The 21,518-nt window shown below is 53.4% G+C and carries 11 protein-coding genes; 2 read left to right on the top strand and 9 right to left on the bottom strand.

Annotated elements, in window-relative coordinates; all coding sequences use genetic code 11:
* The first annotated feature begins 141 nt into the window (after positions 1–141).
* Together ACYU8Y_RS20670 and ACYU8Y_RS20665 are read left to right on the top strand one after the other, a co-directional pair.
* The gene (locus ACYU8Y_RS20670; protein ID WP_460939981.1) at positions 142–3,363 is read left to right on the top strand and encodes a SusC/RagA family TonB-linked outer membrane protein; all 3,222 of its coding nucleotides are present in this window, start codon (positions 142–144) and stop codon (positions 3,361–3,363) included.
* A 9-nt stretch (positions 3,364–3,372) separates the two neighbouring features.
* Positions 3,373–4,755, top strand: a complete 1,383-nt coding sequence (locus tag ACYU8Y_RS20665; protein ID WP_460939980.1) for a RagB/SusD family nutrient uptake outer membrane protein — start codon at positions 3,373–3,375, stop codon at positions 4,753–4,755.
* Positions 4,756–4,893: 138 nt separating this feature from the next.
* Here ACYU8Y_RS20665 and ACYU8Y_RS20660 read toward each other — a convergent pair whose 3' ends face one another.
* From ACYU8Y_RS20660 to ACYU8Y_RS20620, 9 genes are all read right to left on the bottom strand, one after another.
* Complete coding sequence (locus tag ACYU8Y_RS20660) at positions 4,894–6,672, bottom strand: DUF885 domain-containing protein (RefSeq protein ID WP_460939979.1); 1,779 nt, start codon at positions 6,670–6,672, stop codon at positions 4,894–4,896.
* Between the two features lie 183 nt (positions 6,673–6,855).
* Entirely contained in the window at positions 6,856–7,764 is a 909-nt protein-coding gene (locus ACYU8Y_RS20655; protein WP_460939978.1) for an FHA domain-containing protein, read from the bottom strand.
* Between the two features lie 51 nt (positions 7,765–7,815).
* Positions 7,816–11,784, bottom strand: a complete 3,969-nt coding sequence (locus tag ACYU8Y_RS20650; protein WP_460939977.1) for an FtsW/RodA/SpoVE family cell cycle protein — start codon at positions 11,782–11,784, stop codon at positions 7,816–7,818.
* Between the two features lie 101 nt (positions 11,785–11,885).
* The gene (locus tag ACYU8Y_RS20645) at positions 11,886–13,172 is read right to left on the bottom strand and encodes a serine/threonine-protein kinase (RefSeq protein WP_460939976.1); all 1,287 of its coding nucleotides are present in this window, start codon (positions 13,170–13,172) and stop codon (positions 11,886–11,888) included.
* Positions 13,173–13,179: 7 nt separating this feature from the next.
* Entirely contained in the window at positions 13,180–14,754 is a 1,575-nt protein-coding gene (locus tag ACYU8Y_RS20640; RefSeq protein ID WP_460939975.1) for a serine/threonine protein kinase, read from the bottom strand.
* Positions 14,754–16,217, bottom strand: coding sequence for a PP2C family protein-serine/threonine phosphatase (locus ACYU8Y_RS20635; protein WP_460939974.1), 1,464 nt, complete (start codon positions 16,215–16,217; stop codon positions 14,754–14,756). Before ACYU8Y_RS20635 ends, ACYU8Y_RS20640 begins: the two co-directional genes overlap by 1 nt.
* 176 nt (positions 16,218–16,393) lie before the next feature.
* A complete protein-coding gene (locus ACYU8Y_RS20630) occupies positions 16,394–17,410 on the bottom strand; it encodes an FHA domain-containing protein (RefSeq protein WP_460939973.1) in 1,017 nt (338 codons plus the stop codon).
* A 277-nt stretch (positions 17,411–17,687) separates the two neighbouring features.
* Positions 17,688–18,824: an acyltransferase family protein gene (locus ACYU8Y_RS20625; protein WP_460939971.1), complete on the bottom strand. Its 1,137-nt coding sequence runs from the start codon at positions 18,822–18,824 to the stop codon at positions 17,688–17,690.
* 110 nt (positions 18,825–18,934) lie between these two features.
* Positions 18,935–21,478: a family 20 glycosylhydrolase gene (locus ACYU8Y_RS20620; RefSeq protein WP_460939970.1), complete on the bottom strand. Its 2,544-nt coding sequence runs from the start codon at positions 21,476–21,478 to the stop codon at positions 18,935–18,937.
* Positions 21,479–21,518 lie beyond the last annotated feature (40 nt).

Below are 21,518 nucleotides of genomic sequence, written 5' to 3'. Positions count from 1 at the left end.
GTATTGGAATTTAAGCAGAAAATTGTCTGGAAATAAACTGGTAATAGATATTATTGTACGCTACAGACCTGCTTAGCTGTAGTAGGCCAACTGCTTAGCATCAGATTAACAGCCTATTTTTTTATGATAAACTAATTCTACATGATGATTTCATTACCTGATTATGCCAGGAGCAGACGCCTGAAATGGCTACTGGCGGGCCTTTTTTTATTGGCCGTTCAACTAAGTTATGCCCAGTCGAGTATCACAGGCACCGTAACGGACGGAGCCACGGGTGAGGGACTGGCCGGTGCTACGATCCAGGTTAAAGGAACCAACGTCGGGGCAACGAGCGATGCCAGTGGGAAATACCAGATTTCGCTACCCGCTGCGGGTAAGGTGCTTGTTGTCTCATTTATCGGCTATCAGCCCACCGAGATTACCGTAGGGAGCCGGAGCGTTGTCGATGCTAAATTAACCAGCTCCGATAACGCACTCAGCGAAGTGATCGTCGTTGGGTACGGTGTACAGAACCGGCGCGACGTGACCACGGCCATTGGTTCGGTAAAAGCCAGGGATCTGGCCAACCAGCCCGTGGCCAGTTTCGATCAGGCACTGGCCGCAAAAATTGCCGGGGTGCAGGTAACACAAACGTCCGGTGCGCCGGGTGCGGCACTCTCGGTTCGGGTTCGGGGAACGGGCTCCATTAGCGCCGGTAATGACCCGCTCTACGTGGTGGATGGAATTCCTCTGTCGCGCGATACCAAATTCGCTACGGGCGGCACCAGCACGCAGTTTCCTGACAACCCGATCAACGTACTCAGCACACTCAATACGGACGATATTGAAAGCATCGAAGTCCTGAAAGATGCGTCAGCGGCTGCTATTTACGGATCGAGGGGATCGAACGGCGTTGTGTTACTGACAACCAAACGGGGTAAAGAGGGAAAAACGGTGGTCAGTTACGACGCATATGCCGGGGTGCAGCAAGTATCGAAAAAGATCGATCTGCTCGATGCGTATCAATATTCGCAGATAAGCTACGAAGCGAAAAACAATGCCTACATCGACCGCAATCCAACCGGAAAACCAACCGACTCAAACGATATTCGGAACAAGGGCGTGGGGGCACCGAGCACGCTCATTCAACCCGAAATTGTGCCGTATCTGTCAGGTCAGCCTGGTTTGACCAATACCGATTGGCAGGATGCCATTTTTCGCTCAGCCGCTATTCAGAACCATACGTTGTCTATTTCTGGTGGCAAAGACAATGTTAAATTCTATGTATCGGGAAATTACATGAATCAGCGGGGTGTCGTGATTAGTTCGGGCTTTAAACGCTACAGTACCCGGGCCAATGTCGAAGTGAAAACCGGCCGACTGACGACGGGGATCAACCTCAATCCAACCTATTCGTACCACGATCTGGTTAAGGCTGAAGGCCCCTATCTGGGCGAAGGCGTTGTGGGGCTGGCTTTACAGGCGGCTCCTATTTTCCCAGTCACCAACCCCGACGGAACGTATAATTTCGGTAATAATGGCTGGGGGTACGGCGCTACATCAATCCTGAATCCGGTAGCGATTGCCAATCAGGTGAGCGATAAACTGAGCCAGCTTCGAGTACTCGGCAACGTCTATGCGCAGTATGCCATTACGAAAGATTTGTCGTACCGGATTAGCCTGGGTGCCGATGTGAACAGTTTTCAGCGCGATTACTACCGGCCATCGACCCTCGAAATCCGGGATCGGAAAGGAGCTTCGGTGCCAACGGGTTTCTCGCGGGCGCAGAATTTTGTAGACTGGCTCGTTGAAAATACGTTGAACTATAACCATTCCTTCGGCTTGCATAACGTCTCGGCGCTGGCCGGCTTCTCCTCGCAGAAAGACCGTCGGGTAGCGAACGAGCTTACCGCCACCAACTTCCCGAATGATCTCGTCTACACGCTCAATGCCGGTCAGGTTTCATCGGGTAGTTCCGATGTTCAGGAATGGTCGTTACTGTCGTATCTGGGCCGGGTGCAATATGACTACAATGGCAAATACCTTCTGTCGGCGGCCGTGCGGGCCGATGGGTCTTCCCGCTTTGGTAAGGACAACCGCTGGGGTTATTTCCCGTCAGTATCGGCGGGCTGGAATCTATCACAGGAGTCATTCCTGAAACCTGTTTCGTGGTTGAGTGACCTGAAATTGCGCGCCAGCTACGGGCTAACGGGTAATTTCCAGATTCCAAACTACGGATCCATCAGTCTGCTTGGTTACCAGAACTATATTCTTGGCAACGAAACCATCGTGAGTGGCCTGGCTCCTGGAAATTCGGCCAATGATAAATTGAAGTGGGAAAAAACGGCCATGTTTGACATTGGATTTGACGTTAGTTTCCTTCGCAATCGCCTGAATCTGACGGTCGATTACTACAATGCCAATACATCGGACCTGCTGTTGAATGTACCCGTACCGCGTGCATCGGGTTTCAGTACGGAATTACAGAACATCGGTAAAGTGAATAACCAGGGTATCGAATTTACACTCGGTACGCGTCAAACATTCGGCCAGTTCCGCTGGGATGCCAGTGCCAATATTGCTGCTAACCGCAATAAGGTGAAAGCGCTCGGACCCTCTGGTGATCCGATCATTGTAGCTGGTGGCGTGGCGGGTGCGCAGTTTATCACCCAGATCGGTCACCCGATCGGCGAATACTACACATATGTCAACGATGGCGTTTATAAAAATCAAGCCGAACTGGACGCCAACCCCGCTTTACACGTATCTACCTCCCGACCCGGTGATTTTAAATTTCGCGACGTTAGCGGGCCTAATGGTGTACCGGATGGTAAGTTCGATCTAAGCAACGACCGGACCGTGACGGGCAGCTATTTCCCGAAATACACGTTTGGGTTCACGAACAATTTCGCCTACAAAGGTTTCGATTTGAGTTTTGCTATTCAGGGCGTTCAGGGTCATAAAATTCTTAACCTGCTGCGTCGCTACGTGTATAACATGGAGGGTAATGGCAACCTGTTCGTCGGCGCACTGAATCGCTGGCAGTCGCCCGATAATCCGGGTAACGGTCTGGTGAACCGCGCTAACCGGCTAGCGTCGGGTTCGAACGGAGAAATCTCGACCTGGCATATCGAAAGTGGCTCATACGTGCGGATTCGGAACATTACACTTGGCTATACCCTGCCGACGGCTCTGTTGCAAAAAATACGGCTGACCCGGGCGCGCCTGTACGTGACAACCCAGAACCCGTTCACGTTTACCAAGTACCTGGGGTATAACCCAGAGGTAAACAGCCGCCCCGACAGTGCCCTCTCATCGGGTGAAGACTATGGGACGTATCCATTGCCCCGCACAACATCGGTCGGTCTCAACCTATCCTTTTAAGAAACAGCTATGAAAAAAATAACGTTAGCCGTGGCCCTGTTGGTTAGCCTGTCGGCTTGTCAGAAAGATTTTCTGGACCTAAAACCGTTGTCACAACCCAATGTAGATAACTTTTATAAAACCGCCAATGACTTCGGAAATGCGGTTAACGGGGCCTATGATGCCTTGCAGAGTTCAACGCAATACGGAGGTGATTACAATACGATTATCGAAACCCGGAGTGATAATGTGCTCGATAACGACCCATCTTCGGGTGCTGGTTTACGGTATAATATCGACCGGTTTATCGAGCCAACGACGAACTCTGTTCTTCGCGATACGTGGGGAAGCCTCTATACCGGCATTAACCGCTGCAACCTGATTCTGGACAAGATCGACGCGGTCACGATGGATGCGACGCTGAAAGCCCGATATAAAGGAGAAGCGCAGTTTATCCGCGCCTTGTCTTACTTTAATCTGGTTCGGTTGTGGGGCAAAGTGCCGCTCGTGCTCAAGGCTGGTTCGACAACCGACGCCCGTTCGTACGTTCGAAACGAAGTGGCCGATATTTACACCGCCATCGAAAAAGGCCTGACCGACGCGTCGGCTGGTTTGCCGGCTACTTACACCGGTACCGATATTGGCCGGGTCACATCGGGTGCTGCCAAAGGTTTGCTGGGGAAAGTATATGTAACGGAGAAGAAATACGATCTGGCCGTATCGACGCTGAAAGACGTTGTGAACGGAACGACTTTCCGGTTGCTACCCAACGTAGCCGATGTGTTCTCGGTTGCCAACAAGAACAACGCAGAAATTCTGTTCGCGGTCAAATTCAAAAAAGGCGGTCTACAGGGCGAAGGCCACGGTTCCTGGTATGGTACCAGCATTGGCGACAACATCGAACCGTCATTGCGGGCGGCCTATTTGCCCGCCGATAAGCGGCTTCCGCTGACGGTGCAGGTGCCCGTGCCGACCAGCATCAACGCCGTTCCAAGAAAGTTTTATGATGAACTATCCGGAACAAATGACGTGGGGAACGACTTCCCGGTACTGCGTTTTGCGGATGTGTTACTGCTGTATGCCGAAGCCCTGAACGAGGTCGCCTATCAGGCCGATGGCGAAGCGTTCAAAACGCTCAATCTGGTCCGAACACGGGCGGGTGTACCCAGCTATACGGGTGCTGAACTGACAACCAAAGAAGCTTTTCGGACAGCTGTCATCAACGAACGCCGACTGGAACTAGCTTTGGAAAACGACCGTTGGTTCGACCTCATTCGTACGGGTACGGCGGTAGACGCCATCAAGGTGACGGGCATCACCATGCCCGCTTATCGGACGTTGTATCCCATTCCGCAATCGGAAATTGATACGTATAACAACAAAACCACGTTTGGGCAGAATCAGGGATATTGATTCATTGCCCGTAGTTGTTTTACCACAGAGGCACAAAGGCCACAGAGAACTCAATCCTCTGTGGCCTTTGTGCCTCTGTGGTAAAAAGAATCTGTTTCTGTATCCGTGGTTCGTGTCCTCACGAGCCACGGCTATATTTTACTTCTGTCGCTCGGCCCAGGCATCCATTTTACGCTCCAGCACGTCCAGAGGCATACAACCGTCTTTGAGGAATTCCTCATGAAAGGCCGCCAGACGGAATTTGTCGCCCAATTGCTTTTCGTACTTCGTGCGGAGTTCGCGAATTTTCAACGCGCCGATTTTGTAGGATAACGCCTGGCCAGGAATCGCCATATAGCGCTCTATTTCAGCCGTAGCGCCCTGTTCGGCAATGGGTTCGTTGTCCATCATGTACTTAATGGCCTCTTCGCGCGTCATGTGCTTCGTGTGTAAGCCCACGTCGACCACCAGCCGGATAGCCCGATGCATTTCATCGCCCAGCGCACCCATGTATTGATAGGGGTCCGTGTAAATACCCAGCTCTTTGCCCAGCGATTCGCAATAGAGCGCCCAGCCTTCGCCGTAGGCACCGTACCACGCAAACCGCCGGAACTTGGGCAGGCTGGTATTTTCTTGCTGCAAAGAGACCTGGTAATGATGCCCCGGAATGGCTTCGTGCAGAAACAGCGATTCCATACCCGACGTGACATTGAATTTGGTCGCATCCGGAATGGGCACGTAAAAAATTCCCGGCCGGCTGCCATCTGCCGAGGCCTGGTTGTATTCCGCACTGGCGGAGGCTTCCCGGAATTTCTCCGTCTGCCGGATCTCGAATGCTGACTTAGGCGTGTTGATGAACAGCTTTTTTAGATTTGGCTCAATTCTCGCCAGAATGGTGCGAAAAGCGGCTAGAACCTCCTTGGGCTGTTTGTAAGGGTAGAATTTCTTGTCGGTTTTGAGATGCGTAAAAAACTCATCCAGCGTGCCGTTGAAGCCGACCTGCGTTTTCACTTTCTCCATTTCTCCCCGAATGCGGGCTACCTCTTTCTGCCCAATTGCATAAATTTGATCCGGCGTATCGTTGGTGGTAGTCCAGGTTCTGACCAGATACCGGTACAGTTCCGGGCCCTGTGGCACAACATCGATACCCGATGTTGTACGAGCTTTGGGCAGGTACTCGGTCTTTAAAAAAGTCCCTAGCTTCTGGTAAGTGGGTACGATTTGTTCGCTGATGGCTTTTTTGTACGAAGCGGTCAGCCGGTCTTTATCGGCCGCACTGAAGGTCGGAGGGAGTTTTTTGATCGGTCCATAAAACAGACTTTTTGTCGGGTCACTCACGACCAGGTCGGTCATCTGCGGGATCATTTTGACGACCAGACTTTTGGGTAATACGCGCCCGGTAGCCATGCCCTTTCGGAACGCAGCAATGGCCGTATCGCCCCAAACGGTAAAGGCAGAAACGCGCTTTAGCCAGTCGTCATAATCCTTGACGGTCTTGAATGGCTGCGATCCTTCGCCACTGCCCAATTGACCAAAAGTCAGCGTCAATCCAGTGAACTGGTTGAACGGCATTTCTTCCTGATGGAATGGGTATTGCTCCAACTGCAGGGCTAATTCGCGCTTAAGAATGTCGTAGGAAATCTTGTCCTCGTCGGAGAGCTTTTCCCGGTCAAACGAGGTTAACTTCTCAAGGGTAGTGGTATAGAATGACTTCGTTTGATCCAGAAACGCCTGCGAAATATCGTTGGGTAATTGGTCATTGTACCGATTATCTCCCTGCTGCGTAGCTTCCACCGGAAACAGTTTTAACCGCTCCTCATAATAGTTGTCCAGGACGGTGGCAAAAGCTGTGTTGGCGGTGGTTGTCTGTTCGCTCTTTTTCGAATTGCAGCCAATCATCGTGGCGATAAGTAAGGGTAATAAAATGCGTTGCCTCATAAACGAATGGTCGGTTTTTAGGGCAGTAAGTTAAGTAATTTATGGAAGGGCATTATTGTGCTGCCGGTTACTTATAACCAACAAGCGAGGTTTCTTAAAACCTCGTTGAAGGACAGCGTAAGGTTTTGAGAAACCTCACTGGCCAGTTTTGAGAAACTGACATCACTATGGTACGCCTATCCATCAGAGTAATTCAAACAACAGCGTGACAGCACCCCCCAACTCAATCTGGTCACCGTGCTGAAGCGGGTAGCCCATTCCGGCAATGTCCGCTCGTTCCATGCGGCTATCCGGATGGAAGATTTTCGTTTTGTTGCCGCTGGCCGGGAGTCCACCCGGATCGACGAGGAGCGAATACTGGCGCTTGGCCGCATCGTACCGAATGGTGGCGTGAGACCGGCTGACCGCTCCGTTATCGGCTCCTTTCTGTGGGTCAAAACCCAGGTCATCGTCATTGAGGATAACAATGTCGTTTGTGCGAATACGCCCCGATGTGGTTTGCGTGGAGCGGCCCCGTCCAATGCAGAAACTGGTTTTTTGAGTAGGGTCCAGTCTATAATCGGTCTGTTCAGCCTGGCCGCTCAAGGCCACCACCCGTGCCAGTAGAGGAGTGCCCTGCGTCGTTGTATTGTCCTGCACAATCAATCCCAGGGTACCCTCCCGGTAGGTCGTTTCGGGCAATCCATCCGGATAAAATGCGTAGTCGAAGCGCCAGGGGTTGGGCAGTTTAATATAGTTGTCGGCGAGCTGTCGGCTTACCTCTTTTTGAAACTTTCCGGGCTGACTAGCCCATAACGCAACCCGATCAATTGCTTCCGCTTCGGGATTGGTCGAAACAATGCATAAGGTCACACCTACAGGCATTGTCTCAGGCTCATTCTGGTACGGACGCAGCTTATCGACGATAAAGTGAATCAACTGATCCCGTCGCTGGCCAGCGGGCGGTGGCCCCTGCGAAACGGCTTTGGGTAGTTCTGAAATCGGCTGGGTAACCTCCTCCGAATCGAAAGGCTGATCCGTCGGCTTAGTGGGTTGCACAGGTGGGGCAGACGTGAAGCCGAACAGGTTTTTTAGTGTATCGAGTAGGCTCATGGCATGTGACGTTATTTGGTTGTTCGCAGCGTAAACTTCCTGTCCGTGTTTCTAAAAGCTACCTAGATAACCGCGTTGTTTCAGGATGGGTGCCACTATGGTGTTGGCTAGCTGGACGGCTTCGGCTGATGACTCACCCAACTCTATACGAACACTAACGACCGTATGCGACTGGCCATTGGGTGTTGGGGCAAAAAATACGAACCAGCCGTCGTTCCGGCGAATTCCCTGTACAATGCGTTCGGGTGTTCCAGTTTTGCCCGCTACTCGTGCCACACTGATTTTACTGCGTCCTTCGGATGGATTCGACTGATCGATCATAAACGACTCTAATTGATCCGTATAATTGGCTTGGCGAGCTACCCGTTGACCTGTTCCGACGGGTTGTGGTTTCCCCGCCTGATTCAGCACATACCGCGATGGTTGCAACACGCCTTTATTCGCAATAGCCCCCGCCATGCGGGCCAGGGCAACCGGAGTCGAGGTGAGCTGGCCTTGCCCCCAGGCGAGCCCCGAGAACTCACTGCGGTACCGTTTGGGGTACTGCGTGCTGCTATAGAGATTCCGGCGGACGACAAAAGAGGAGTCGCGCCAGTGCTTCCGAATCAGAGCACGCTCGGGGTCTGTCCGCGTATCCGAGAAGGAGTAGCCACCCACAAAGTCGATGTTCATACCTGTGGCTAAGTATAGATCAGCCATTTCGTTGTCGAGCGTATGGTCGTTTGCCGTTCGAATGAAATAAACATTGCTCGACCGGACAATGGCTTTTCGCATATCAACCGATTCATTGCAGGGTTCTGATTCGCGGGTGCCCCGGCGAATAATCTCGTCGCACGAAATTTGGTAGCTAACGTCGGAGGCCGACGCGCCAAGCTTGTTAAAAGCCGCTAGGGCGGTGAGTATTTTGGCAGTCGAACCGGGCGCCGTCGGATAGGTCATGCCCAGGTCTCGCTCCGTTACCAGGTACGGCAATTTCTGCCGGTCGCGGTCGGCCATCTGCATCACATCCGGTGTTTGCAGGTTGGGTAACGGGTGTAGCGCCGAGGCCAGCACATCGCCCGAACCCGCATCGAGTACCACGACCGACACGCGCCGGTTCCGGAAATCGGATGTGGCCAGTGCCTGCTGAATGGCCACCTGAAGGTCTGCGTTGATGCTCAGGTGAAGGTCGCGGTTTTTGGCTTTACGCTCGGCCACTTCGCGGCTATCCAGACCAGCCCGAAGGGCGGGAGCCAGCTCGCTGTAATCGTATACCGACAAGGTGCGCGTTTGCTGAACCGACGGGCTAAAGCGGTCGGCCCGGTAATCGGTCGTGACGAGGTTCGTTTTGCGGGGGCGGCTATTGAAACCCCGTAACTCGCTGAGGTGCGTAGCTTCCGCATAATACCCATTGCTCTGGCCCCAGAAGAGTTGTGTGTTCAGATCACCAAGCCAGAAAAAAAGTTGGTTACCGAATGGGTAATAGCGCTGGAGTTGTTTTCGGGTCAGCACGTTAACCTCGTCGGCGCTAAGGCCGCTTCGCTGTAACTTGGTGGCTTGTTGGCGAATAAGTTCGGGTGAACTTGACGCCAGTACCAGGCCCGTTCGGTCATAAATCGTGCCTGCCGCCAGCGCTCGCGTAAGTCGTTCGATACGGGGGTTATAGCTGTAAACGGGATCGCCATTACGCGTTACCACCCGCGCGGGGCGCACAATATACGCACTACCCCGCCAGCCTACGATGGGCAGTAAATGAACAATGAGCACAACGACGCCCGCCAGGAATCCGGTAATACCCGCCATCAGAACAGTATCGTAATGGGTTGACAGGTATTCGCGTTGAGCCACTTCGCCTGGTCGGTGCGCTACACTAAAAGCGGCACCCATAGCCGTAAGATTGATAATCAGTGAAATCTTTCCGTAACTCAAAAACGGTACACTGATACCCGTAAGGGGCAGTAACCCAATTGAGCCGCCTGCTATAATCAGGAACTGAGCCCCTGTAGCTATGGCAATCCCCGCGATCAGAAAAAAACTAAACGGCTGCCCCGCCCGGCGCGCATGCAGAAATAGCCGATGCAACAGCACGCCAAACAGCAGAAATACGCAAACGACGCCCAGACCACCCAGTTCTTCGCCCAGACTGGGCAGAATCATGTCGGTATGAGCGGCCGGAATGGCATTGGCGAATCCTTTTCCCAGTCCCTGACCGGTCCAACCGCCGGATGCCAGCGCCCAGTAGCCATGTGCCAGGTGATCACCTCCATACACATCGTTGTTCCAGGGGCTGAGCCACATGGCTTTCCGGTCGGCCAGCCGGTCGCCCACAAACGGTAACTGATCGCCAAAGGCAAACATGGCCATAACGAGCAACAGCAATACGGGGGCTTCGGCCAGCAGAGCGATCCACCCTGTGCCGGTTTTGGAGCGAGCATCCCCTTTCCAGAATAGGTACCCGATTACGGCTACCAGACAGAGCAGCGTGGCCACGGCACCCGGCAACAGCCACAGCGCAACGCCATACCCGACACCCGTTGCGAGGGTAAGCGGAAGATTTCCTCTGGCAATGCTATAGAAGAGCAGAAACGTGAAACACACCACCAGGGCCGGACCCATATCGCCCAGCAGCAGGTAAAGCAGCATGAGCAGACCAGCGCCGGCCAGGGCACCAAAACTGACGGCAAACCGCCAGCGCAAATCGGGTAGCTGGCGTAATTGCTGTTCATTGGCTGCAAAGAAGCCGGCGAAAAATAACAGCAACAGGTATTTGGTGATCTCGCTGGGCTGAAATGTTAAGCCCAGCAGCGATAGATTCACCCGTACCCCGCTTCCTTCGGGCCCCGACCCGATGAGCAGCGTAAGTGCGGCTAATCCGGCGGCCAGCACCAGCCATGTCCAGCCCGATAATCGGACCGAAGCCCGGTTTCGTAACGTAAAGAGCCAGTCGTAGCGCCAGCTAGCATAAAAACGACCTACATTAAGCTGGGATAAAATCGTCATACCGACCAATCCGATAAGAACGCCTTGTAGGGTTTGTCCGGCAAAGAGGGTGTCCTGCAACGGGTCCTGGATGGCCAGTAGCGTAAGCACCGACAAGCCCGTAAGGAGCAGTAAGATCGGCAGCAGAAAAGGGTCGGGGTGAAAGCGCCGAAGGGACCAGACCCCGTTGACTAACCAGAAGGCCAGCAGAAATCCCGCGACAATTCCCCAAAATTGCCAGGTGAATGTGGCTGGTGTTCGGATGGTGAGCGCGTGATCGGTTTTTAGCTGCCCATAAACGGTCGGTCCAATGAGCCGAAGCTGGTGCGGCCGGGCGGTAAAGTCAACGGTTTTGTTGCTGGTTAGGTGAGCGGTACCGCGTCGGCTACCAAATTCAACGCCTGGTTTTAAGGGAACCACGCTATACCCCGCCCCCGACTTCAGTCCGGTGAACGTGAATCGGCCGTCAGTATCCGTTCGGGCATAAACGAAACGGTCAGGAAGCGTATCGGGCTGGGCCGTTGCCGGGTGGCGTTTTAGCTGGACCAGTACACCCGATAGGGGATGGTCTTCCCGACTGACCCGCCCGGTAAGTGAAACCGAGCCGCTCCCGACCTGAACGACGGCCGGATACGTTTTGGGATTGGTCAGTTCCCGATTATACAGCACCGAGTCGAAGCCCATCTGCTGGCGTGACAACCGGAGTCGGCTTTGAAAGTCGACCCCGCCGATTCGACTGCGCCAGGTTAGTGGAGTCACCACCGAAAACTGACGCTTGTTGAGCGCTCCCAGGTTGTCGAGGGTGCCGTTTTGTACAAGTTTGGCGGGTAGCGAATCCGCCACCAGGTCAATATCCCGGCTATCGGTATAGTAGTTGCCGCTTGTTAGCAACTGGCGAATAGCGGAGGATTTAACTCCTCGTTCAAGATTGAGTGACTGCCCGGCGGTGTACGCCTGTTTGGCCCGATCAAGTGTCGGCAGGAGGTTGATATACAGTCGTATAAACAACAGCAGCAGGACAATTGAGGCTCCCGGCAAATACAAACGGTCGAGTGATTTCATTCAGTAGGGAGTTACGGGTTGATTAGGGGTGCCAGACAATGAACCGCCGAAGCGGCAGGATGCTGTATGGTACAAGGGCATTCGCAAATCTGGACGTAGGGTCAGTTGTTTGTCGAATCAGGGACTGCTGTTGAATCGGCTGGTGAAACCGGTACCGTGTTCGTCGTCGTCACTGAAGGGGGTACTGTGATGAAGACTGTGTCATGGGCCGTTTCTTCTTCGACAGGCTCGCTGAAGGGCGCTGCTGTTGAATCGGTGGCGACCTCGTTAGAACCCAGCGAATCGGTGTTCGTGATCGTCGAGTCCGGGAGCGTTTGTCCCGGCGATTCTTTATGGCGCATTTTGTACATGACAGCGAAGATCGCCAGTATGACTACAAAGATGACTGCCAGAATGACCGGCCAGTTGGTTGAACTGCCTGTCGGTTCAGTCTCTGGATCAGGTGAATACACGTTGGCTGGCTCAGGCGGGGCTACCGGAGCGACCTGCGTTTGTGACCGGGGCACGATGGGAGGCTGGCGATTCCCGGAACGATTGGCCTGCAACAATTCTACATTTGCCTGACCCAGCAAAAGGGCCAGTTCCGTTACATCGCTCAGGCGTTCGGCCGGGTTTTTGAGTAGCGTCCAGTCTAGCAATGTCGTCAGGCTAAGTGGCAGGTACTGACCGTCAGGCAACGGGATCGCCGGTGGCGGTGTGTGTAATACCTGGCTCATGAAGGTGGCAATCCCCGTCGTATCGGCCATCGAAAAGGGCACTTTTCCAGCCAGACATTCGTAGAGCACAACCCCCAGCGAATAATAGTCAGTAGCGACATCAACACCTTTGGGATTGTCGAACTGCTCGGGCGAGGCATATTCATAGGTCATCAGCGACTGGCCCGTCATGGTTTGCGACTGCTCCCGAATGCGGGCTACCCCAAAGTCGGTGAGCAGGAAATGCAGTTCGCCACTGGGCAAGGGCCGATACAGGATGTTCTCGGGTTTAATGTCCCGGTGGATAATGCCCTGAGGATGAATGGCATGAAACGCTTCGGCCATCTGTAGCCCCAGCCGGATGGTTGTGGCTACGGTCAGTCGGCTCTGTTCGTCGATAAGTGTCCGCAGGCTCCCGCCCTCCACCCATTCCATGACGATGAAGGGCAGGGGCATATCCAGTTGCACTTCGCGTACCCGTACCACATTCGGGTGACGGATACCGGTCATAATTTCGGATTCGACCCGAAACCGGCGAAGCGTTTCCGGGTCGGTGTGCAGGGTGAAGTGTTTAATGGCGACCAGATCCCCAGATTCCAGATGGCGGGCTTTCAGAACGCGGGCGTTGGAGCGCCCCAGCTCACCTATAATTTCGTATCCCGGGAAATGGGTATTTATACTAACAGTTGGCATTGATACCTTAGTTTAGCGACTCGGCTGGCGTAGCCAGCGAGTCTGAATTCTGGGGGATATCCGGCGACTCGTACCGTAGCACCTTACACGTCACCTTCGTTCCCCGATCACTATCTGGAGCCGTCTGGATGGGCGATGAATTCGGCTCCACATTATTGAAATAGACGGTCTCTGTTTTGTAGAGGCCGCCCCCATCCTTGATGTACTTTACCTGCACTACTACATAGGTAAACCGTAACCGCGTTGGATTACTTAATTGAAGCTGGAGTTGCTTGATGCCACCGAACAGGCCAACCTTGAAATTTGTCGCCTTTACCGTAACGCTTCTGACGGCAACCAGGGCTTCCTGCCGGAGCCGCTCCAATCGTTGGGCTTCCTCGGCCTGTTGCTGGGCCCGGATGACCGCCGTATCGGCCTCGGCGCTGGTTGCCCGTGACGTCGCACTATCAGCAGGCAAGTCGGTTACGACCGTACGGCCTATACCTGTTCTACCGGTCGATCTTGCCGTCGGTTTTGTTGAGACGTAATATACGCCCGCCAGGATGAGTAGTACGAAAGCCAGGAACGCGATGATTTTGGGTGTCCCCACGCCTTTTGCTGAGTCCGGCTCCTTCACGGTTGACGCGGCTCTGGGCCTGACTGGTTCTGGCGGTTGTTGCTGCGTTACCGGACGTGACTCCGCAACGGGTGCTGAAACCAATACTGGCTGATCCGAGCGGCTGGTCCGACTGGCCTGTAGATAGGCCAGTTCCGCTTGTTTGAGCAACCACGTCAATTCGTCGGGGTCGCTCAACCGCTCCGTTGCTTTTTTCATCAGTAACCCTTCCAGCAAAGGGGTAAATGGCCCCAGCGACTGCCCGTTAGCGGCAACCGTTAACACGGGTGGAGCGTCGGAAAGCACCTTGTTCATGAAGGTAACGATGCCCGAATGATCGCCTAGGGCAAAGGGCACTTTTCCCGTCAGGCATTCGTAGAGCACGACCCCCAGTGAATAATAATCGGTAGCGACTCCCACATGTTTAGGGTCGTTGAACTGCTCGGGCGAGGCATACTCATAGGTCATCAGCGACTGGCCCGTTAAGGTAGTCGACTGTTCATGCAGCCGGGCCACGCCAAAGTCGGTGAGCAGAAAATGCAGTTCACCACTCGGCAAAGGACGGTAGAGAATATTATCCGGTTTGACATCGCGGTGAACGATGCCCTGTGTGTGAATGGCCCGAAAAGCGCCCGCCATTTGCAGCCCCAGGCGAATGGTAGTTGGCACGTCCAGATGACCCTGCGCTTTGAGGAGATCACACACGCTACCCCCTTCGATTAGTTCCATCACGATATAGGGTAGTTCGGCCTCCAGTTGCACCTCCCGAACCTTCACGATATTAGGATGGGCGATGCTGGTCATAATGGCCGATTCGCGCTGGAATCGATGAAGGGTTTCGGCATCCGTGTTCAAGGCGAAGTGTTTGATCGCGACCAGATCGCCCGTATCCAGATGGCGGGCCTTCAGAATTCGGGCGTTGCTACGGCCCAATTCACTCAGTATTTCGTAGCCGGGAAACTGGGTGTTAAATCGAACGGTAGCCATCAGGGACGAGTGGGTTTAGGCGCAGCCGTTTGTTTGGGCACAATAGGCTGCTTTTGTATAGAAACTGAAATCACGGTGTTCAGGCAGGTGTCCTGCCGAACGGCAGCCCGGATAGGAAGGTCCACCTGGTTGAAATACACCCTGTTTACGTGAAGGCTGGCTTCGCCGGTGGTTTCGATCCCCGTTTTAAAGCCACTGATGACCACATTCTCCAGCGTAACGGCACCCCGGCGATCGACACGCAGGGCGAGCTGTGCACGGGTTGAATCAAGGGGCATGATAACCGTCTGGGGGCTACTGCCGATAACCGCAAGTAATGAATCGGTGAGTAGCAATGGCTGGTCGATACGGATCGTGTCGTCGGTCAGAAGCAGCCGATGGTCTGAACGTCGATTCGCCATGTCGATTAACGAATCAATTCGGGAAGGACTTGTTGATAGCAGAAACGTTGTATCACCCGGCGCTGAACCGGTCGTGCGGAGGCTATCGCTCGGCGGGTAGGCATTGCCCGATGGCCAGGACTGGTACCAGACAATCCCCGCGATCAGGAGTGCCAGCAAGGCAAACAGCGCCACCCAGCGACCAATCGATGATCGTTTGACCGGTGCCGTTGTGGCCGTCGCTTGAGACGAAACAGAAGTCGCCGATGGACTGTGGTCAGCCGGGAGCGTCGGTGTCGCCACTGATTCATTGGTAACAGCACCAGCGCCCTTCGCCGTATTTTGGGCTAAAACAACCGTAATGTTGTCATTACCTCCCTGGTGATTCGCTAACTGGATCAACTCCGAAAGTTGTTCTTCCTGCGAGATTTTCCGGTTCAGAATCGCCTTTATCTGGGCCTGCGTGATCATGTCGGTCAGGCCATCGCTGCACAGCAGCAACTGGTCGCCTGGCAGAAAGTCGGATTCGTCCGATTCCAGAAAATCAGGATCATCGACCCGGTGCGTGGTCGAGCCGACTTCGCGTAGGATCTCGTTTCGGCGCGGGTGGCTCATCGCTTCGGCTTCGGTTAGTTCGTTGGCGTCTTCCCGAACGCCCACCATCGAATGATCGTGGGTGAGCTTTACCAGATCGCCCTGCCGGTAGCGGTACAGACGCGTGTCGCCAACATGGACAAAATAGAGTTTGCCCGAACGGCTATCCGCCAGAGCTGCCGTTAATACGCAGCACATCTGACCCAGCCGGGGATCTTTCAGCCGTTCGTCGTTGATCTGGTTATTGGCAAAAACGACGGCTTCGCGCAGCATGGACAATGGATCACCATTCGGCGTAGCCATGTAGCGTTCGATCGACTCTCTGGCAATGGCAGCCGCCCGGTCACCCCCGGCGTATCCGCCCACGCCATCGATCACGGCCAGTAAGGCGCTGGCATCCGACCAGAGTGGCGTACAGATAAACGTGTCCTGATTATCCTTGCGCCGTTGACCCACATCGGTTTTTCCGGCAATCAGTAAGTCATTCATGTAACGTCAGTCAGAATTAATGGTTGTCGCTACCGATTCGTAGTGGTTGCTCTTATCCACAATCACAAACCGGTCCCGGCAAACTGAATTAGCGAGGTAGGTCCTGAAAATGCCTGACCACTAAAAAGCCGACAAACAGGAAGAGCAGCAGCACAAGCAGCGCGTCGATCATGGGCTTAGGTGTTGCTTTGAAACGTGAGTGTTACCATGCTGTTGAGCAAAATCTGGGCTTTTTCGGGAAGCTCAAACCAGGTCGGGCTAGCCGGTTCACTACGTGGAATGAGCCGCTCATTGACGCGGGTTTCGTTGCGGCTAAAGGAGGCTATCTGAAACGATTGAGTAGACTCATTGTACCGAATCCGGGCGTGCGGATTCGACACGTAAGCCGATTCGAGAAGGAGGTAATTCGGAAAATTCGGATTGTCGGTGTCTTTCCGGGCTATAACGATTTCCCGGTCACGCATTGAGTATGTATCCTCTTTGTTCAGCTCGGCAATATAGTAGCTAATGTGGGCCAGACCCGCATCAATACTCCGGGGAAGCACCGGCGTAGCCGCGTTCGTTGCCCCCGCAAGCGAGGCACTCCCGGTTGGGCCAGGTGAGTTAAGGGGTTTTTCAAAAGTAAATTTTACGACAAATGCTCCCGGCTCGCGAAAATCAATGTGCTGAAAAGTATGCAGATCGACATCTACCTTTTCGTAGCGGTTCGTTTGTTTAACCCGACGCGTAACGTTTATTTTCTCGGCTGGGGCATTGGCTGGCGCATTACCGGGCAGAATACCGGTCAGCGCCCCAATTACTTTGACATCCGTTGGGTTGATCTCTTCCCCGCCAAACTCCCGGCCTGCCCCAAACTTAAAAAACCAGCTCGAAGCAACCGGCGACACGCGCCCATACGCACTCTTATTCGATTCAATGATGGCTTTGAACGACTGAACGGCTTCATTGACCACCACCGGAAATGCATTCTGGCGATCTTCGTAGGTGTCGGGGTGCAGAATAATCAGAAAGTGCGCATTGAACAGCATACTCGTTCCGACAGATTCGCGTTGGATGGAGTCTTCGAAACTAGCGATGAGTTCGTCGAGAATACGTTTGTTGGTAACGGTAGGTGCCGTTTTTGTATCGGTCTGGCTGGGCGGAATAATAAGGTTACTTAGCTTACCGAGCCAGCCACCGGGCTGATTGGCCATGTATGAACTGTTTAGGGAGGATTTTCACTCCTATAAACGTTAACTACCTTGGCTTTCGTTGGTTTGATCCAGGGTATTTTTAGTTTTCGGAGCTAAACAAACATACAAGAAGGTCAGTAGCTTGTTACTATTTTTGCTGGTTGGCCTCTGCTGTCAGGTATGGGCTTCCTCTGTCTCCACGGTTTGTGTCCTCACGAACCGATCACGCGCCAGCTAGATTTGCCTTCCGGATGCGCGGTCCGTGAGGACACGAACCGTGGAGCTATTAATTTAACGCTTACACCCGAACGTAAATCTTCCGGCGGTCGAGGAGCCAGCCGACACTCCAGCAAACCATCATAAACGAGAGTGCAAATAAAAGCGAGCCAACAGGTCCCGGAGCCAGTTTTTGGTATAAGCTGCTGTTGATCCACGAAAACAGACTTCCTCCCGACGCGACCGGAATCATGTAGAGAGCAATGACCAACAACTCGGAGAGGAGGTAGATAAACAGAGGGTTCTTGCCGGGAATGACAAAGAACCTGGTCCAGTTGGCGTTGTTCCACTGCCGAATCTCGATCATGTAAATCAGAGCCGCCATAATCGCCAGATCGAGTCCTGTCGTCAACAGGACAAACGAACTGGTCCACAGCTTTTTATTGATGGGGAAAACCATGTTCCAGCAGAGTGCGGCAAAAATCAGGGCACTACCGACGAGTAATAATTTTGCTACACTCTCGTAGTTTTTGCCTTTATGCTGCACAAACTGGCCCGCGTAATAACCAATGACCACATTCACAATAGCGGGTAGCGTACTCAGTAACCCTTCCGGATCAAAAGCAACGCCCTCGCCATGATACAGGTGGGCATCACCAATCAGAAATCGATCCAATTTTAAGACCGCATTCCCCGCCAGACTAAATGGATCGGCGGGATCGCCCCAGCCGAGCAGAATAAGCCAGTAGCCCACCAAAAAGACAATACTTAGCATGACAACCGTTCGGAACGACAGGAAATAAACCAGCAGCGATGCAAGGCCATAGCAGAGGGCAATTCGTTGCAAAACGCCCCAAATACGGGTTTCGCTGATGGGAAACCCGGTTACATGACCCGAGTCGCTGAGCCGGAAAAAAGGAAACCAGTACATCAGGTAGCCCAGCAGGAAAATCAGCGCCGTTCGCTTGCCAATCTTAGTAAGTACGGCAGCGGTACCCACCGAACTGTGTTTTTTCATGGCGAAACTCATGGCATTGCCCACCGCAAAAAGAAAAGACGGAAAAACCAGATCAGTAGGTGTGAAGCCATGCCACTGGGCATGCAACAGAGGAGCAAAGGGTGTGGCACCACTCCCCGGCGTGTTCACCACGATCATGAAGCAAATCGTCATTCCTCTGAATACATCCAGAGACAAAAAGCGCGTATTGGTATCGGTCATTATGGATTGTCTGGCTAAGGCAGTTTCAGGGTAAAATTGGTCCTACTCCGTGGTCCGGCAGGGCAAAGAACGCCGATCGTACGGACCACGGAGAGGGTACCTAACTGGACTTATTTCGTGATCGTTACCGTTTGACCAGCTCGGCCAGTGGCGTTGAACACTTTAAATTTGACGGGACCACTGCCGGCAACGGGTTCAGCATAGATCGGGCTCTGGGCCGTCGGCTCCGTGCCATCCGTCGTGTATCGGATCGTTAATCCCGGATATTGAACATTGGCGGCCACCTTCCCATTGATCACTTTGGCGCCAACCGGCGGGATACGGTACTCATAGCCGCCTGCGTAAACATCCAGGCGGGGAAGTTCGTGCTTACCTACTTTACCGATGAATTCAGACCAGGCCTGGTCATATAGCTGTTCGCTTTTTGCTTCGTTCGTCTCCGTTGCCCAGGCCGGGTCCTTGGCCCAGGCCCGCTCGGCAACTGCCAGCAATTTAGGAAACATCTTGTATTCAAACTGCTGCGGTGTTCGGTTCGTTTCTGACCAAAGGGGTGATTCAATGCCCACAATATTGGCTTTCCCTTTAGCTGTCAGAACTTCCCGGCTTTTGATAAGGGACGGGTTGATGCGGTTGCCCGTATTGTCGTCTTTCAAATTCCTCAGGTAATCGTACGGAATGAAATAAAAGGGTTTGTCGATGTCTACATAGCCACCCCAATATTGACCAGGCTCCTGCGACAGTTGGTTGTAGGCCAGGTCCAGATATAGATGGGTAACGCCGGTCAGAATCACCTTATACCCGGCGTTGGCCATGCGATAGGCGAGGTCTTCGGCACCCGATCCGGGACTGTTCTTCCAGACATTCACCCGGAAGTTTTCGCCTGCAAACGTCTCGTTCGGCACCCACGTTACGCGGCCGTTCTGCTTTACTTTCTTGAGCCCGATTTCTTCCCAGCCTGAGAGAAATAATTTACGGGTTTTGAGCAGTTGGTTGACTTTCCCGAAGTAATAGTACCATAAATCGTCCGTGTTTTTAACCGAAGGGTTGCTGGCCATCAGCTTCTGAACGGAAGGCGACTTTTCCCAAACACCACCTGGTACTTCATCGCCACCAAAATGAATCGTTTGCAGGGGCGCATCCGCTTCTTTGTACATACCTCTCAGGTCATCGACTACGCGCTCCAAAAAGGTGTAAGCCGACGGAAGCGACACGTCAATGACGTTATCATCCCAGCCCTGCACCGACCGATATACGGACTTGTCGGCGACGTCTTGTAATAAATACCGCTCCGCTTCGGCTTTGTTGCCGGCTTTCATGAAGCGCTGATAGCGGGCGTTCATGGCTTTGATCGCTGCCCGAGCATGTCCCGGCGATTCAATTTCGGGAATCACGACAATATGCCGCTCCTTGGCATATTTCAGAATCTCGATAAAATCGGCTTTGCTGTAGAAGCCTGTGCCGGAGGGGTTTGATAAATCCGGGCCGGAACCATAAGACGGGATAAGGTTTTTGGTGGGGTCGGTGGTGTGGGCTCGTTTGGCTCCAATATCGGTCAGTTCGGGTAACGAGGGCATCTCTACCCGCCAGCCTTCGTCTTCGCTAAAGTGAAAGTGCAGGGTATTGAGCTTGTACAACGCCATCGCGTTCAGCACTTTGAAGACTTCCGATTTTGGCTGGAAGTTCCGGGCCATGTCCATCATGAACGCCCGGTAGGGGAAACGGGGGGCGTCGGTTACATCCACCCCCGGTACGCTGACCGATCCAACTTTACCGGCCAGAGCAGCCGCCGGAAGCAACGTCTGCAGCGATTGAATCCCGTAGAAAACACCCGCGCCCGATGAGGCTGTCAGCACTATGCCATCGGCACCCACGTGCAACGAATACCCTTCGGCCGCGAGCGATGGGTTTTTGCGGAGAGTAATTGTTTTTCCGCTCCCCTTCGCCTGAATGACCGGTTTTTTACCCAGTACGGGTTTCAGGCTGTTGGCTAAATAGTCCGCTTCCTGATCAAAGGCCTGGTCGGCGATAATCACTACCTGATTGTCCAGCAGAAAGGGCGCTCCTTTCTCCTGATACGAAACGGGCGTCGGGAATACTTTGGGCAGCTTATCATCAGGAATAGCCTTGATTTTCTCGTTCTGGTCGAACATCTTTTCGGCTAACAGACGATCTGATTTCTCGTAGATCGTGCCCGATTTTATGGCCACCTCAACCGGGTAGGCTTGCTCCGGGTTCTTGTCCAGCACCAGATAGAATCCAACCGGAAAATCGGTCTTGTTCCGAATTTTTCCCGCCAGAACCTGTATGGTTGTCGACTTGCCGGGTGCCAGTTCCGGAAACTTCGGTCCCGGACTAATGTAGTGTAGATCGCCGTTGAAGAGCTTCACCTGAGCTACCGAAGCATCCAGACTGCTGGGATTGCCGCCATTAAAATATAGTTTCCAGCCGGTAGCGGGCAGGGCTTCGCTACCGGTATTGGTGAGCGTCAGCACGGAAAGGGACCGTCCTTTATTCTGGTAGTTGTTGTCGGTCAGTTCCAGCGTGATCGTCAACGGCTTCGTGGCAGTCGTCGGCGTTTCACGGGTTTGTGTCTGCGAGCAATTGATGAAGAAGGGTAAGCTAAATAAGAGCAACCGGAAAGAATACGTTCTCATTTTTCTGGAACAGGAAGTGAAGGCAAGCGGAAATGGTCTG

It is taken from the genome of Spirosoma humi (assembly GCF_054776575.1).
Note: the sequence above shows the minus strand (reverse complement) of the source record. Positions and strands in the feature narration are given on the sequence as shown.